The sequence below is a fragment of the Bacillus sp. PK3_68 genome (assembly GCF_003600835.1).
Lineage (GTDB): Bacteria > Bacillota > Bacilli > Bacillales > Domibacillaceae > Pseudobacillus.
Genome location: NZ_NQYC01000001.1, coordinates 2,072,728 through 2,086,397 on the forward strand (window position 1 = coordinate 2,072,728; position 13,670 = coordinate 2,086,397).

The window sequence follows — 13,670 nt, forward strand, 5'->3', positions numbered from 1 at the left end:
CACTTTCGATTCTACCGGCTAATATACTTTTGTATCAGGGAAGCTGTGCGTTGGAAATATGTTTCCTCATGCGGGACAAAGTCTGCTTTGCTAATCATCCGCCTAAAGGGAATCTGTTCATTGTCTACTCCGATCAAAAAGCCTTCCCCCAACATGTTAAGTTCTTCTCCTTGGCAAAATCTTAAAAAGACAGATAAGTCTACAGAAACGATGCCAGATACCTCTTCTTTTTGCAGCGAATAGTCTTCGATAGGCTTCAAGCTTTCATATAAAAAAACATGACACCATTCGTTATCTAAAAAATCTCCCATGTGTAGACGATCTGGTACGGTGCCAAGTAAAATAAGGTCGTTAAAAGAAACGTCCAGCCCTAGTTCTTCTTGAACTTCGCGCACACCATCCTGCACCGTCTCATGTGCAAGCAAATGTCCAGCTGCTGTAATATCCAATAGTCCAGGAAAATCCTTTTTTATTTCACTGCGAACTTGTAAATGAATCGTATAACTGTTTTCTTTTTTGCTAATGACCCAGCAGTGAAACGTTTCATGCCAGTGGCCTTTTTTATGCACGTCATCTCTTGAGGCAATGCCTATTTCCTTTCGCTTCTCATCTACCACTCTAATCATTTCTGTTTCCATATGTTCATTCACCTGGATGGATGTGCTGTACGCGCCCGACTTGGCCATCTTCAAGCCTCACCTTTATTCCATGCGGGTGTGAACTAGAGTTTGTTAAAATATCTTTTACAATGCCGGTTGTTCTTTTTCCTGTTCGCTGGTCCTGCTTTAATACAATATCTACCTTTAACCCCGGCTGAATATCTTTGCGGTTTTTTCCACTCATTGAGATAAAACCCCTTTCACGTGATTGTCATATCCCTTAACTATAAACGATGGATGCAGTTCTTTCTAATGAAATATCAGCTTTTCTCTTACTAAGTTCCCCTATGCTACTTTTTGACTAGAAAAGAATATTATCATATAATAATTATTATAAATTGAGAATCAAAGGGATAATAGTATGGGTATACACCAGTTCACTGCCAAGCAAAAAAGCGGAAAGGAAATCGATTTAAAAGACTATGCAGGCAAAGTTTTACTCATTGTTAATACGGCCAGCAAATGTACCTTCACTCCGCAGTTTGAAGATTTACAAAAGCTATATGTACGATATAGAGAAGCCGGTTTGGAAATCCTCGGTTTTCCATGCAATCAATTTGGTGAGCAAGAGCCTGGCAGCAATGAGGAAGCAGCAGAATTTTGCCAGTTAAATTACGGTGTAACTTTTCCAGTCTTCTCAAAAGTAGAAGTAAATGGAGAGCAGGCGGACCCGCTGTTTCAATATTTAAGAGAAGCAGCTCCATTTCGTGGCTTTGATGATGCCAATGTGAATGAAAAGCTTTTGAAAATGATGATTGCTGACCGGAATCCCGAATGGTTAGTAGGAGATGCTATTAAATGGAACTTTACAAAATTTCTCGTTGATGCCAACGGTACTGTTATCAAGCGCTTTGAACCTTCTGATGACTTTTCTTCGATAGAAAAAGAAGTTGAAAGTTTGTTAGCTTAATAAAAAAGAACCGTGCACAAAGCTCTCACGCTTGCCCTTGCACGGTTCTTTTTATTAAACGCGTTAAATCACTGTTTTTAACAGAGAGTTATTCATGTGTAGAAGTGAATCATTTTTTATATTGATCTAAAGAATAAATCACTTTAGCTGCCTCAGCTCTACTAGCTGATTTTTTCGGTTGGAACGAATTGTTTTTATAGCCCGATATGAACTCCAACTCCGTCGCTATAGCAATTTCATCGGCAAAGCCTTTATGAATGTTCTTCTTGTCTTTAAATGAGACTGGCTTGGAGGCAGAGAATTTTTCCCCTGTTTTTACTTCCAAGGCTTTTACAGTCATGACCGCCATCTGTTCTCTCGTGATCGGCTGATGAGGGGCAAAACGATCTTTGCTTACACCGGAAACGATGCCTGCTTCATACACAGCAGCGACGTCTTTTGCCATAGAAGCCGGCACATCTTTAAATGGAGAAGCATTTTTCGCTTTTAAATTTAATGCCCGGGCTAAAAAAGCCGCATACTCTCCTCTTTTTACGCTTGCTTGCGGAGCGAAGGTTTTGTCGTTTTTCCCAAGAATGATTCCCTTCTCTGCTAATACATGAATATATTCATAAGCCCAATGATCTTTTGGAACATCCTTAAATACAAGCGGTTCTTCTCCCGGCTGCGTCGCTTTTGCGTTCATATTAATAGAGTATTGAGCAAACCCGCTATCAAGCTGTTGGATAAATGCAAATTTATCAGATCCATCGATGAATTTTTTGGCATTTGGCGAGCTTTCAAATGTTACTTTAGCGTTTTGTGAAAGCGGAGCAAATGACCAGTTGCCGTCAGCTGATGGATTAATTTCTTTTTCTTCCATAATGTAATCAATTAGAATGCTTCTGCTTTCATCTGGTGTCGCAACAGCGATATTTTTTCCGTCAAGGCCAGGGAAGTTACCGCCGCCGCCAGCACGGTAATTGTTTGTAGCGACAAGGAATTTTTGTTTTGGATCAATTGGCTTGCCGTTGAACCGCAGATTTTTAATGCGGTTAGCATCTGAGTTAACAACTTTGCCGTCCTTTCCATATTTTGCAGGCTGGGCAACATCCACTTGATAGGTGACACCATCGAGCGTATCGAAGTTATAAGTTGGAAAATCTTTATTGATCAGTTCTTGTGCTTCTCCTTTGGACGGATCAATCTGGTTAAATTGTCCAGCTGACATTTCCAGCCATTCTTTCACTTGGGAGCCATCAACCATTACCGCACTTAATGTATTAGGGTACAGATACAGGTCAGATACATTTTTAATAGCAATATCCCCGGCCGGAATATCTGTATAATAGTTCGCTCCCATGCGTGCGCCTGCTTTAAACGGTGCAGCAGCCGATAAAACTGGAATGTTTTCATATTCAGTGCCTTTAATATACTTTTCTACATACCATTTTTGAGCATTGGCAACAATTTGAACAGACGGATCATCTTGTACAAGAGCAAAATAACTATTAATCGGTGCTGTTGTTTTGCCGACTGCACTCCGTATCCAGTCAAGTGTATCCTCATGATCGTCCTTTACAGCATTAACAATGTCTTTATCAGAATCTACTGCTGCTTGGCCATCAGCATTTGTGATTCCCCTTGTTTCCGCTTTAGCATCCGCAACTTTCCATTTGCCATCTTCTTTCCGTAACTGAAGATCAACTACCCCAAGGTGGCTGCCCCAGAATCCCGGCATTACCGCCGCTACGCCATTGACGGTTCCTTTTTCAATATCAGCTCCAGGAAGATCTTTATATTGGCTGCTTGGGAACACGCCGTGAGAGTGGCCAAAGAGAACGGCATCAATTCCCTCTACTTTCGTTAAATCATAAGTCGCGTTTTCCTTCATCGCTCCTTCTTCCATTGTACCAAGTCCTGAATGGGGGATAGCAACGATCACATCTGCTCCTTTTTCTTTCATTTCAGGGACAAATTTTTTCGCAGATTCTATAATATCTTTAGCAATTACTTTGCCTTCAAGATTAGCCTTGTCCCAGTTCATAATTTGCGGCGGCACAAAGCCAATAACGCCTACCTTGATCGTATGTTCTTCACCATCTTCATCCATCACTTTTTTATCGAGTAATAGATAAGGAGTGAAGTAATTCTTATCGTTGTCCGGATTATTATCCTTGTCATCTATGTACACATTTGCATTTACATAAGGGAAATCGGAGCCCTTTAATGACGTACCCAAGAAATCAAGTCCATAGTTGAATTCATGGTTGCCAATATTACCAGCATCATAGTCTAACAGATTCATCGCTTTATATACCGGATGAGTATCGCCTTCTTTTAACCCCTTAATTCTGGCAATATAATCACCAAGCGGATTTCCTTGAATTAAATCTCCATTATCGAACAGCATGGAGTTTTTGCTTTCTGTCCGCGCCTTTTTAATGAGGGAAGCTGTGCGGGCTAGGCCGTAATCATTCACTTCCTTGTCCTGATAGTAATCGTAGTTCATGACATTTACATGGATGTCTGTCGTTTCAAGCAACCGTAATTTAACAATGTCCTCATTCAATACATTGGCATAAGTTGGTTTTTCCATGCTCGCTGGCAAAACAAGCCCAAACACAAGAGCTGCTGTCACTGCTGTCTTTTTCGCTTTGTTGATTCCCATACATGTTCCCTCCCTGAATAAATTATTCCCTTTTTTTGATCATAGCATATAAAATGTAAATATTTTTATACTTATGTAAACATTATGATAATTTCAGTTAAATTTTTACTTATGCTGTTCGTGTCCCTCAGCCATACTCATTTATCACAAGCTAGTAAAAGAAGGACAGCAGATTGTCACAGAGCATAAAGAATTGAAAGCGTTATCAAAAATGACCGCCATTAAACGGTAAGAACAATGGAAACAAACGCCATAGTGATCCATCTGGACGAATGTGCTAAGGAAAAGTGAAATACACAGTTTTAGCCCTTCCCTTTTGGAATAGCATATAAAACAAACAGTGTCTGTCTCAAAGATACTTTGCCCCTCCGTTTCTTGGTGACTCTCAGCCTCATCCACTTTCCTTCTTCTTAAACAATGAATAGATATTCATTTATTTTATCACCCGTCCATACTTTTGTCATTATTAATTTTACCCACCCTTCCCTCTTTATTATCTGGCAATTGACCTTTCCTGCAGACGATGCATGCTGGCTGTTTCGCGGATTTTCCTATGGTACTATGAAAACATCATCAGAATTTTTCTGCTTCTTAGAAAGGAGAAGGTGTAGCTTATGGATAAGCAGTGGGTCATTCTCAAAGATCACGTACAGGATGAGTGGCTGGACTACAATGGACATATGAACGATGCTGAATATGCGCGTGTTTTCAGCTGGGCAGGATTTAACTGGATGAAGGAGGTGGGCTTTAATGACGCATTTCGTCGGAAACACCAATATACAATTTTTACACTGGAAAGCCATATTTGCTACTTGGCGGAGATGAAACCAAATGAAGCATTCGAAGTTTCTCTTCAGGTACTTGATTACGATAAAAAGCGAGTTCATTTCTTTTTTCAATTATTCGGCAGCAATGGAAAGCGGGCAGCAACATGCGAGCAAATACTCATGGGCATGGATCAAAAACAACGCCGGCCGGCCCCGTTTCCACATGAGCTGTTTGAAAAAATCAAGCATCTGGCTGAACAGCAAGCCGGACTGCCCAGACCAAAAGAAGTTGGACAAACCATTGGTATCCGCAGGAAAGATAAACAAAAAGATCATTAAAGTAATTAAAGGCCAATTTCCATATGCCAATTGGATTGGCAGCGGAAATTGGCCTTTGCCTTGTTTAAGGCGCTATCTTCTCATCTGGATCAGCCGATGCCCGATGATTAAATCCATCAGCCAAGTGGCTGTGCTCGCCAAGAATGTAATAATCAAGCTCTTTCTTCGGAATTTGTTTGTACGACTTCCCATACACTGTGTAAAACAGAACCCCTATAGCCAGCCAAATGAGTAAAGCTATCCAGGATGGTCCTCCCATAAATGCTGGCGATCCCGGAACAGCAAGTAAGATAACGAAAGAGAGACTGCTAATAACGCCGAGTAAACTGCATAATTTTTTTCCTGGTGAAACAGCTCCCTCGATAACAGATTCGTCTCCGGACCATTTGAAAAACTTATAAGCCGCAAAACAAGTATAAAAATAGGCAACTGCTACACCAATAGAAGCCATATCAACGATCCAAAGCAGTACCTGTCTGCCAAACCACGGGGCAACTAAACAGATAATCATCGTAAAAATGATACCAGCATAAGGCGTTCTATAGGTTGGATGAAGCTTTCCGAATACATCAGGCAATATTTTCGCACGGGCCATGGCAAACAGCAAACGGCTTGCCGATACATAAAAGCCGTTTAAACCCGTAAAGATGCCCATGCAGATTGCAATCGCTAAAACAATTAAACCGATATTGCCAAACGCCCCGGCAACCACGTCTCCTGTCCCCCAGATCGACTGCTTGGCAACCAAATCCTGCCATGGCATGCCAACAGCAGTGAAAAGAATATTGGTTACGTAAATGAGCGTAGCAAAAACAAGAGCCCACACAATCAACGAAAACGCTTTTTTAGCAGGAAAATCAAACTCTTCCGCTGATTGCGGTACGTTGTCAAAACCAACGAAGGCGAAAGGAGCAATGGCTACAATTGTCAGGATAGCCGATAAAGCTGGAATTTCCGGGTTAAATGCCGGCTGCAAATGAGATAAAGATGAGTCAGGATGCGTAAACATGCCGATTCCCAATGCAGCTACTCCTAACACGAGAATGACACAAAAGATAAACTGCAGCCGGCCAGAAAAAGAGGCACCGCGGATATTGAGCCAGGCAAACACACACAAAGCAATCGTTGCGATCAACACTTCAGTAAAATAAACATCCCAGCCAGCAATACTATACATCTGCCCTTTCATCGCTACTTTAGGAATCGTAAATTTAAATAAAAGTGCCATAGCAGACGCATTCAAAGCGACAATACTCATATAACCGAGCACTAAAAACCAGCCGCAAATGTAGGCATTCGTCCTTCCAAAACCAAGATACGCGTAAGCAAATTCTCCCCCTGAAACTGGAAAATGCCTAATTAGAAACCCGTAACTGACTGCAATTAAAATCATGAGAAGCCCGCCAATCCCAAATCCGATGGCTGCCCCGATTGGCCCTGGCTTTGCCATCCAGTCTGCCGGAAGGACAAAGCTTCCCCAGCCGATTGCTGATCCTAGGGCAATCGCCCAAACCCAGTGTGGTTTCAGCGTCTTGTCCAGCTGCGTTCTTTCTTCCATGCAAAAAACCTCCTTCATTTATAGTAATTAAGCTCGTAGAGAGGTTTAACCAGAAAAAACATAACCATCCCTCAGAGCATAACCCTCAAAATAAATTAAATATTCTGTTTATTTATTACGTATTTATTCAGGATCGGCACAGTGATAGTATTTGTGAAAGGAAGCAATGCGGGGTAACTTGAAGTGAAGACTTGTTCTTATCCCTACTATATTATAGAGTTTTACAACTAACGATTTAACATTTTAATAAGCGTTATGAGATACTTTAATAAGTGACGAGCTCCACCTTTCGATAGTTGTCATCCTCTCCTGCTTTTCGCTCTTATAGAGTCGACTTATAGTTATAATAATGAATATATTCATTATTATTTATTTTAGTCATTCACTGTAAGCTACTTTATAAAAGCTTTCTTTACTTCTTTTAGGCGGCGCCCACTTTACAGATAAATCACTCTTTTATTTATCCTTTTCTTATAGAAAATTGTTTTAAGATGGCCAGCTAGCTTTTCAAGCCCTTTTATCTTGAAGGCACTTTAACGTTTGTACGCTTGAATGTAAGAGTGACTCTGCGCTAAATGTTACTGCTCTCTCCGTACAAAATGTTAAAAATTCTTTATAGCTGACATAAATAGCCTCCAACAGCTTTTCTGTGTCGATAACGGATGATTGAATGAATTCTTTATTATTTTCCATAGTGACTTTCTCTATCTCAAAAAAATACCCCTTCTCTTCTTTTACTAAATAAAGTTTAGTAGGATTATCTAATAATTCAATAGGATATTTTTTCTCACTAGCTCTGTCTAACACAATGTAGGAGAGGTCGGCCCATGTTTCTAATAATTCTCCGGTCCACTCCTTTTCAGATACAATGACCTGATCATCATCTATAATTTTTATATATCCTGATAAATAATCTCCCTCCTCATGATTTAGTAATTTTTGTGCAGCCAGTTCTGCTGAAGGATGGGAAATCGCTACAAAGTTCTTTTTCTGATCGGTCAAAAAACCTAATTCTGGAACAAAATTAGTGATATACGTTATTATTTTAATTTTTTTATTCATCCTATCCCTCTTTTATTCATAACTTATCTGTTCTTGTTCATATTTAACACTATTCCTATACGTTGAACAGCTGTCGCTTTTTTTATCTTTTCATGTTCATACAGCTGTGTTTAGTCCTTTTCCTATCTTCTTATTAGCAACAACTAAAAATAGTGGCAGTTAAAAAAACTGCGCCTCAATAGTCGTACACAACGACCAATTAAGACGCAGTTCTGTTGTTTACTAAAAAGGGTACGTGCGATACTTTGTTTGCAGAGAAACCCATTTAGTAACAGTAAACTCTTCAATGACCCACGGGTAACCGAACCGGCCCATTCCGCTTTGTTTGTTGCCGCCAAACGGAACAACCGGGCTGTCATTCACTGTCTGATCATTAATATGAGTCATGCCGCTATCAATTTGAAGAGCAAGCTGCTCCCCCTTCTCCAAGTCCGTCGTAAAGATGGCTGAACTTAAGCCATACTGTGTATCATTAGCCAGTTCAATTGCCTCCTCGTCCGTTTCTGCTTTAATAAGAGAGGCAATCGGGGCAAATAATTCTGTCTGGGCAAGCTCGCTTGAATTATCTACTTCTGAAAAAACGAACGGCGTTAATACGTTGCCTTCCGCTCTTCCTTCTAAAGCAATGTTCACACCTTTCTGCTTAGCTTTTTCGATAATCTGCAACGCTTTATTTAATTGATTTTTATTCATTAACGGGCCAATAACTGTATTTGGATCACTTGGATCACCCGCCGGTAATTGTTTCACACGCTCTACAAATTTCTGCTTAAATTCCTCATAGACAGCTTTATGAATGATCAAGCGATTAATGATCATGCAAATCTGCCCCTGATGGATAAACTTTCCAAATATTGCCGCATCCACTGCCCGATCTACATCCGCATCTGACAATACAACGAACGGATTGTTGCCGCCTAATTCAAGGGCTACCCGCTTAAAGTTTTCACCCGCGATGCGGCCGATTAATTTTCCGACCGGAGTAGATCCTGTAAAGCTGATTAAGCGCGGAATCGGATTTTCCAGCATCTCATTTCCTATTTCTTCAAGGTCCGTCAAGATCATATTAAAGACGCCTTTAGGAAGGCCGGCTTCTTCAAAGGCTTTCGCCAAGATAACACCGCCAGTAAGCCCTGTCTGTAAAGCCGGCTTGTGAACAACGGCATTGCCAAGGGCAAGAGCTGGAGCAATCGCCCGCATAGATAAGTTCATTGGAAAGTTAAACGGCGAAATAGAGGAAATAACACCGAGCGGCAGGCGATGAACATGGTTCACTTTCCCTTCAATCGGATCAGATATTTCTTTTATTTCATCTAGTTCTCCTGCATATTTAACAGCCTGTTCAAGCAACCCAATGGTCAAACCGATCTCTACGCCTGCCTTTACGGCCGTTCCCCCTGTTTCACGAGTTATTGTCTTTTGAACATCTTCCTTATGTTCTTTCAAATAATCCGCTGCTTTCTTCAAAACTGCTTTTCGCTCATCAGCTGTTGTCTTTGCCCACTCTTTCTGAGCCTGCTTTGCTATTTCAAATGCTTCTTTTACCTGCCCCTTTGTCGCCAATTTGACGGCAGCAATCTCTGATTCATCGTACGGATTAATAATCTTTCCAACCCGTTCGCTCTTCCCTTCTGTCCACTGACCATTTAAAAAGCTTTTGTTGGATTGTTCGAATATTGGCATGAGCTTCACTCCTTGTTATGCCTTAGCAAACGATGTAAATGATAACTCTTTTGTTTTTACCCTGATAGAAAAATTTAAACATCCGCGGACGATCATTCCGCTTTATACTCTACTACTCTTTTATAAACGAATGGTTTTTTATGCAATCATTCTAAATAAATTACAAATTGGCTCTTGAAAATGAAAACGTTTTCTTATAAAATAAATAGTAGGTTGGACAGCAACAGTGGCTGTCATGATATTTGGCGCAGGCGGGGCCAGTATCGATTTAAATGAATAAAAATTCATCGTTTGTACTTTAAATACAAACGATGCATCCACTTTTATTTGCTTTTGGAGAGCGTTAAAGAAGAAACTTTGACGCTTTTTTCATGCTTTATTCATTCCTCAGACATAGCAGGCATATAAGAAAACATGTACAATAAAAAGAGAACAGCTATTTATGAATAAGGGGTGGAGACAGATGATCATTGTGACTACAGAGAAAATTGCCGGCTATAAGGTTACTGAAATAAAAGGACCTGTGTTTGGCTTAACCGTTAGAGCACGGGGAATTGGAAAAGATATTGTCGCTTCATTTAAAGGCCTTGTGGGCGGAGAAATCAATCAGTATACAGAGATGCTAGAAGATGCGCGGAAACAGGCAATGGACCGCATGGTTCAAAATGCCAAAGCTATGGACGCCAACGCTATTATTATGATGAGATTTGACTCTGGAGAAATCGGTCAAAACATGAGCGAAATCGTTGCTTACGGGACAGCTGTTACTGTGGAACAGGAATAAGACCTATGCTGGAATGGATCATTGGTTTTTACGGTTTGCAGCTGATTGCTCTCATTGTTTTGGTGATCGGTTCCTGGTTCATCTGGGATCGTCGATTTAAAACGAAACACGGCCAGCAAGTGCCAGAGGGATTTGTGCGCACAAAAGAAGTGTCCTTTGACCCGACAACTAAGAAAAAGCTAGTCGTTTATATGCACCCTGATACAGGCGAACGATTTTATAAAGAAGAAAAATAATAGACTCTGTGCTTCCTGAAAAGAAGCACAGAGTCTATTTATTTACTTATCGTCAAACTATTAATGCCCCACTTGCCATGGGCGGCTTACCTGGGGCGGCTTTCTCCTTTGTCTTGGTCCTAATTCGTCTCTCGTTACTCTGCGCGGCTCCATTCCTCTTTCAATTCTTGTCCGCACTTCTTGGGAATAAGCATATAAATTAGGAGGTAAGTATACCCGAGACGCTTCCTGCTGGCAGTTTGGGCATAATGAGGTCCCTTTATAACTCGACATTGACTTGAAAAATAAAGTGAATTCACCGCATTGATTGCATTTGAACGTATAACTCGGCAAGGCCATTCCCCCTTACTTCGGATCGATATCCTTTTCAAATATTTTTGTCGGAATGGCTACCGTACAGCACGCATTCGGAATATCAACGATTCCGCTGATTCGTCCCTCAATAGGTGCCGTACTTAAGAGCATGTAAGCCTGTTCTCCCGTATAACCGAGCGTTTTCAAATACTCAATAGCATTTAAACAAGCTCTGCGATAAGCAATATGAGCATCCAGGTAATGCTGTTTCCCATCAAACTCATCTACAGAAATTCCTTCAAATACAAGATAGTCTGAGTAATGCGGTTCAACCGGACCTGGTTTAAAAACAGGGTTATCTTTAATTTTGTACTTCTCCATGCCGCCTTTAATCACATCTACCTTTAGATCAATCCACCCTGCCATCTCAATTCCGCCGCAGAAAGTAATCTCGCCGTCCCCCTGTGAAAAGTGGAGATCTCCGACTGATAACTTAGCTCCGTCTACAAACACCGGGAAGAAGATCCTTGAGCCTTTGGACAAGTTTTTAATGTCACAGTTCCCACCGTTTTCCCTTGGCGGAACTGTTCGAGCTCCTTCCTTAGCCACCCGGTCAAATTCTGCTCCTTTCAGCGTACCGAGTACTGCATGCTCAACCTGCGGGGAAGTGGCCAGTTCCGGCACACGGTCTGGGTCCGTCATCTTTAGCTCATTTTCCCTTCTATTCCACTCCTGCAGCATCTCCATAGAAGGGGCTACCCCGATTAAGCCAGGGTGAATAAGCCCAGCAAACTTCACATCCGGTACATGTCTTGAAGTCGTATAAATTCCTTCAAAGTCCCAGATAGATTTTGCTGCTTCTGGGAAGTGCTCCACTAAAAAGCTGCCGCCGTTTTCCTTGGCGAATATTCCGTTAAATCCCCATTCATATTCCGGAAAGGCACCGATATCTAAAATATCTACGACAAGCAAGTCTCCCGGTTCCACTCCATTGACATAAACAGGCCCGCTTAAAACATGCACTCGCGGCAAAATAACATCCCGTATATCATTTGGATTGTCATCATTGCTAATTTGGCCATCTGTCCAATCTTTGCACTCCATCCGAAAAGATTCTCCTGGCTCTACTGAAAAAGCTGCTGGAATATCCGGATGCCAGCGATTGTGTCCAGGATGGGCCTGCTGTTCCATTGGCTTGCTAAGGTCAAGTTTGAATAACGTTTTTGGCATGTCGTTCCCCCTTCAATCAACTAATCTATGAAGTCAGAATATGTATGCGTTTTCATTTTAACTGGTTGAAAAATAATAGTCAAATTATTCAAACTATTATACCTTGCTTACATTACTATAAATTCCTTCCAAAAGCAGCCACTCCCCTTCTCCCTTCTCAATTTGTTAAGATAGTTATAATTATTTTGCATAAATGAGGAGAGATAATAGCTTGTCTTATGTTATAAAGGAAGCAATAAGAATTATGTACTGACTTTTCTAAAGATAGGAGGACGCCTGATGAATTGGAAAGTGTATTTCGATATTGTTGCGGCTATGATAAGAACGGGCATTTTAGGATACGGAGGCGGCCCTTCGGTCATTCCGCTTTTTCGTCATGAAGCCGTTACACGCTATAAGTGGATCAGCGATGAAGAATTTGGTGAAGTCCTCGCCTTTGCTAATGCTTTGCCAGGTCCGATTGCTACAAAAATGGCTGCCCACCTCGGCTACCAGCAAAAAGGTGCGCTTGGTGCATCAATCGCTGTGATCGCTCATATTTTTCCTACCACTGTCGGCATAGTCGCTCTAATGGGCGTGCTCTATACTCTGAAAGAATCTCCTGTAATTTCAGGAATGATTGGAGCGGTCCGGCCCGTCATTGCCGTTTTGCTCGGCATGATGGCTTACGAATTCTGCGCAAAAACATGGAAAGGTTTAGGAAAAGCCGTCGGCTTGTTGTTCGGCCTTCTATCCTTCCTATTGCTTGCCATTCTGGATACTCATCCGGCTGTTGTCATCATACTTTTCTTAGCTTATGGCACGGTCCACATCAAGTTTTCCGGATGGGCTAAACACAAATGGAAGAAGCCTAAAACAGACCAAGATAGCGAGGGATCAGAATGATTTTTTGGCAATTGTTTTCTGCCTTTTTTGTTGCGAACTTGCTCGGTTATGGCGGAGGCCCGGCATCCATTCCGCTGATGCAGCAGGAAGTAGTCGATCACTACGGCTGGATGACCAATGAACAATTTGTAGACATGCTGGCTGTTGCCAACGCCTTACCCGGACCCATTTCAACTAAGATTGCCGCATTGGCCGGCTATCAGCAGGCTGGCTGGCTCGGACTGGCAGTAGCCACTTTCGCTACTGTCGCTCCTTCCGCCATCGCTATTATCATTCTCCTTAAGATATTAAGTCGATTTAAACAGTCTCCTGTTGTAAAAGGAATGACCTTACTCGTTCAACCGGTCATTGCAACAATGATGATCCTGCTGACATGGGAGTTTAGCCACGTATCTTTTAGCTCCATCGGTTATTTGCAATCTCTTCTGATCGGAATCATTGCATTACTGGCAATGACAAAGTGGAAAATCCACCCTGCCATTGTCATCGTAGCCGCCTTTATTTATGGCGGATTAGTATTGCCGCATTTTTCTTCCTATTAATAACTGTAAAAGAACCCCTGAATTTTTATATTCAGGGGTTCTCTTCTTAACCTTTATGAACAATCAAGGTT

14 protein-coding genes are annotated in these 13,670 nt (G+C 41.5%); 6 read left to right on the forward strand and 8 right to left on the reverse strand.

Going from position 1 to position 13,670, the window contains the following annotated elements; genetic code table 11:
* Positions 1–11: 11 nt before the first annotated feature.
* A complete protein-coding gene (locus CJ483_RS10790; protein WP_259455614.1) occupies positions 12–686 on the reverse strand; it encodes an NUDIX hydrolase in 675 nt (224 codons plus the stop codon).
* A complete protein-coding gene (locus CJ483_RS10795) occupies positions 643–843 on the reverse strand; it encodes a YwbE family protein (RefSeq protein WP_120034803.1) in 201 nt (66 codons plus the stop codon). The genes CJ483_RS10790 and CJ483_RS10795 overlap by 44 nt, the downstream gene beginning before the upstream one ends.
* Positions 844–1,020: 177 nt before the next feature.
* On the opposite strand from CJ483_RS10795, the gene CJ483_RS10800 reads away from it, so the two are divergent.
* Positions 1,021–1,569 (forward strand): glutathione peroxidase, encoded by a 549-nt coding sequence (locus CJ483_RS10800; protein WP_120034804.1) that lies wholly within the window; start codon positions 1,021–1,023, stop codon positions 1,567–1,569.
* A gap of 109 nt (positions 1,570–1,678) precedes the next feature.
* Here the strand turns inward: CJ483_RS10800 and CJ483_RS10805 are convergent, their stop codons facing one another.
* Complete coding sequence (locus CJ483_RS10805; protein ID WP_120034806.1) at positions 1,679–4,219, reverse strand: bifunctional 2',3'-cyclic-nucleotide 2'-phosphodiesterase/3'-nucleotidase; 2,541 nt, start codon at positions 4,217–4,219, stop codon at positions 1,679–1,681.
* A 614-nt stretch (positions 4,220–4,833) separates the two neighbouring features.
* Between CJ483_RS10805 and CJ483_RS10810 the strand changes: the two genes are divergently transcribed.
* A complete protein-coding gene (locus CJ483_RS10810) occupies positions 4,834–5,325 on the forward strand; it encodes a thioesterase family protein (protein ID WP_120034808.1) in 492 nt (163 codons plus the stop codon).
* Between the two features lie 64 nt (positions 5,326–5,389).
* Here CJ483_RS10810 and CJ483_RS10815 read toward each other — a convergent pair whose 3' ends face one another.
* The 3 genes from CJ483_RS10815 to CJ483_RS10825 all read right to left on the reverse strand — a co-directional run bounded on the left by CJ483_RS10815 (position 5,390) and on the right by CJ483_RS10825 (position 9,628).
* Positions 5,390–6,883 (reverse strand): APC family permease, encoded by a 1,494-nt coding sequence (locus tag CJ483_RS10815; RefSeq protein WP_120034810.1) that lies wholly within the window; start codon positions 6,881–6,883, stop codon positions 5,390–5,392.
* A 507-nt stretch (positions 6,884–7,390) separates the two neighbouring features.
* Positions 7,391–7,945: a hypothetical protein gene (locus tag CJ483_RS10820; protein ID WP_120034812.1), complete on the reverse strand. Its 555-nt coding sequence runs from the start codon at positions 7,943–7,945 to the stop codon at positions 7,391–7,393.
* A gap of 222 nt (positions 7,946–8,167) precedes the next feature.
* The gene (locus tag CJ483_RS10825; protein ID WP_120034814.1) at positions 8,168–9,628 is read right to left on the reverse strand and encodes an aldehyde dehydrogenase family protein; all 1,461 of its coding nucleotides are present in this window, start codon (positions 9,626–9,628) and stop codon (positions 8,168–8,170) included.
* A 463-nt stretch (positions 9,629–10,091) separates the two neighbouring features.
* Here CJ483_RS10825 and CJ483_RS10830 point away from each other — a divergent pair, with 463 nt between their 5' ends.
* Complete coding sequence (locus tag CJ483_RS10830; RefSeq protein ID WP_120034816.1) at positions 10,092–10,412, forward strand: YbjQ family protein; 321 nt, start codon at positions 10,092–10,094, stop codon at positions 10,410–10,412.
* A 5-nt stretch (positions 10,413–10,417) separates the two neighbouring features.
* On the forward strand, positions 10,418–10,648 hold the full coding sequence (locus CJ483_RS10835; protein WP_259455615.1) for a hypothetical protein: 231 nt from the start codon (positions 10,418–10,420) through the stop codon (positions 10,646–10,648).
* Between the two features lie 60 nt (positions 10,649–10,708).
* Here CJ483_RS10835 and CJ483_RS10840 read toward each other — a convergent pair whose 3' ends face one another.
* Positions 10,709–10,981 (reverse strand): FmdB family zinc ribbon protein, encoded by a 273-nt coding sequence (locus tag CJ483_RS10840; protein ID WP_120034818.1) that lies wholly within the window; start codon positions 10,979–10,981, stop codon positions 10,709–10,711.
* A gap of 12 nt (positions 10,982–10,993) precedes the next feature.
* A complete protein-coding gene (gene fmdA, locus CJ483_RS10845) occupies positions 10,994–12,172 on the reverse strand; it encodes a formamidase (protein ID WP_120034820.1) in 1,179 nt (392 codons plus the stop codon).
* 279 nt (positions 12,173–12,451) lie between these two features.
* On the opposite strand from fmdA, the gene chrB reads away from it, so the two are divergent.
* Both chrB and chrA read left to right on the forward strand, forming a co-directional pair.
* Positions 12,452–13,057 (forward strand): chromate efflux transporter ChrB, encoded by a 606-nt coding sequence (chrB, locus tag CJ483_RS10850; protein WP_120034822.1) that lies wholly within the window; start codon positions 12,452–12,454, stop codon positions 13,055–13,057.
* Entirely contained in the window at positions 13,054–13,599 is a 546-nt protein-coding gene (gene chrA / locus CJ483_RS10855; protein ID WP_120034824.1) for a chromate efflux transporter ChrA, read from the forward strand. Before chrB ends, chrA begins: the two co-directional genes overlap by 4 nt.
* Positions 13,600–13,670: the final 71 nt, after the last annotated feature.

Bases quoted from the DNA above. Each gene is read 5' to 3' on its own strand.
- CJ483_RS10835 (WP_259455615.1), top strand. From the start codon at position 10,418: ATGCTGGAATGGATCATTGGTTTTTACGGTTTGCAGCTGATTGCTCTC.
- CJ483_RS10830 (WP_120034816.1), top strand. From the start codon at position 10,092: ATGATCATTGTGACTACAGAGAAAATTGCCGGCTATAAGGTTACTGAA.
- chrA (WP_120034824.1), top strand. From the start codon at position 13,054: ATGATTTTTTGGCAATTGTTTTCTGCCTTTTTTGTTGCGAACTTGCTC.
- CJ483_RS10795 (WP_120034803.1), bottom strand. From the start codon at position 843: ATGAGTGGAAAAAACCGCAAAGATATTCAGCCGGGGTTAAAGGTAGAT.
- CJ483_RS10825 (WP_120034814.1), bottom strand. From the start codon at position 9,628: ATGCCAATATTCGAACAATCCAACAAAAGCTTTTTAAATGGTCAGTGG.
- CJ483_RS10820 (WP_120034812.1), bottom strand. From the start codon at position 7,945: ATGAATAAAAAAATTAAAATAATAACGTATATCACTAATTTTGTTCCA.
- CJ483_RS10790 (WP_259455614.1), bottom strand. From the start codon at position 686: ATGGCCAAGTCGGGCGCGTACAGCACATCCATCCAGGTGAATGAACAT.
- CJ483_RS10800 (WP_120034804.1), top strand. From the start codon at position 1,021: ATGGGTATACACCAGTTCACTGCCAAGCAAAAAAGCGGAAAGGAAATC.
- CJ483_RS10805 (WP_120034806.1), bottom strand. From the start codon at position 4,219: ATGGGAATCAACAAAGCGAAAAAGACAGCAGTGACAGCAGCTCTTGTG.
- CJ483_RS10815 (WP_120034810.1), bottom strand. From the start codon at position 6,883: ATGGAAGAAAGAACGCAGCTGGACAAGACGCTGAAACCACACTGGGTT.
- chrB (WP_120034822.1), top strand. From the start codon at position 12,452: ATGAATTGGAAAGTGTATTTCGATATTGTTGCGGCTATGATAAGAACG.
- fmdA (WP_120034820.1), bottom strand. From the start codon at position 12,172: ATGCCAAAAACGTTATTCAAACTTGACCTTAGCAAGCCAATGGAACAG.
- CJ483_RS10810 (WP_120034808.1), top strand. From the start codon at position 4,834: ATGGATAAGCAGTGGGTCATTCTCAAAGATCACGTACAGGATGAGTGG.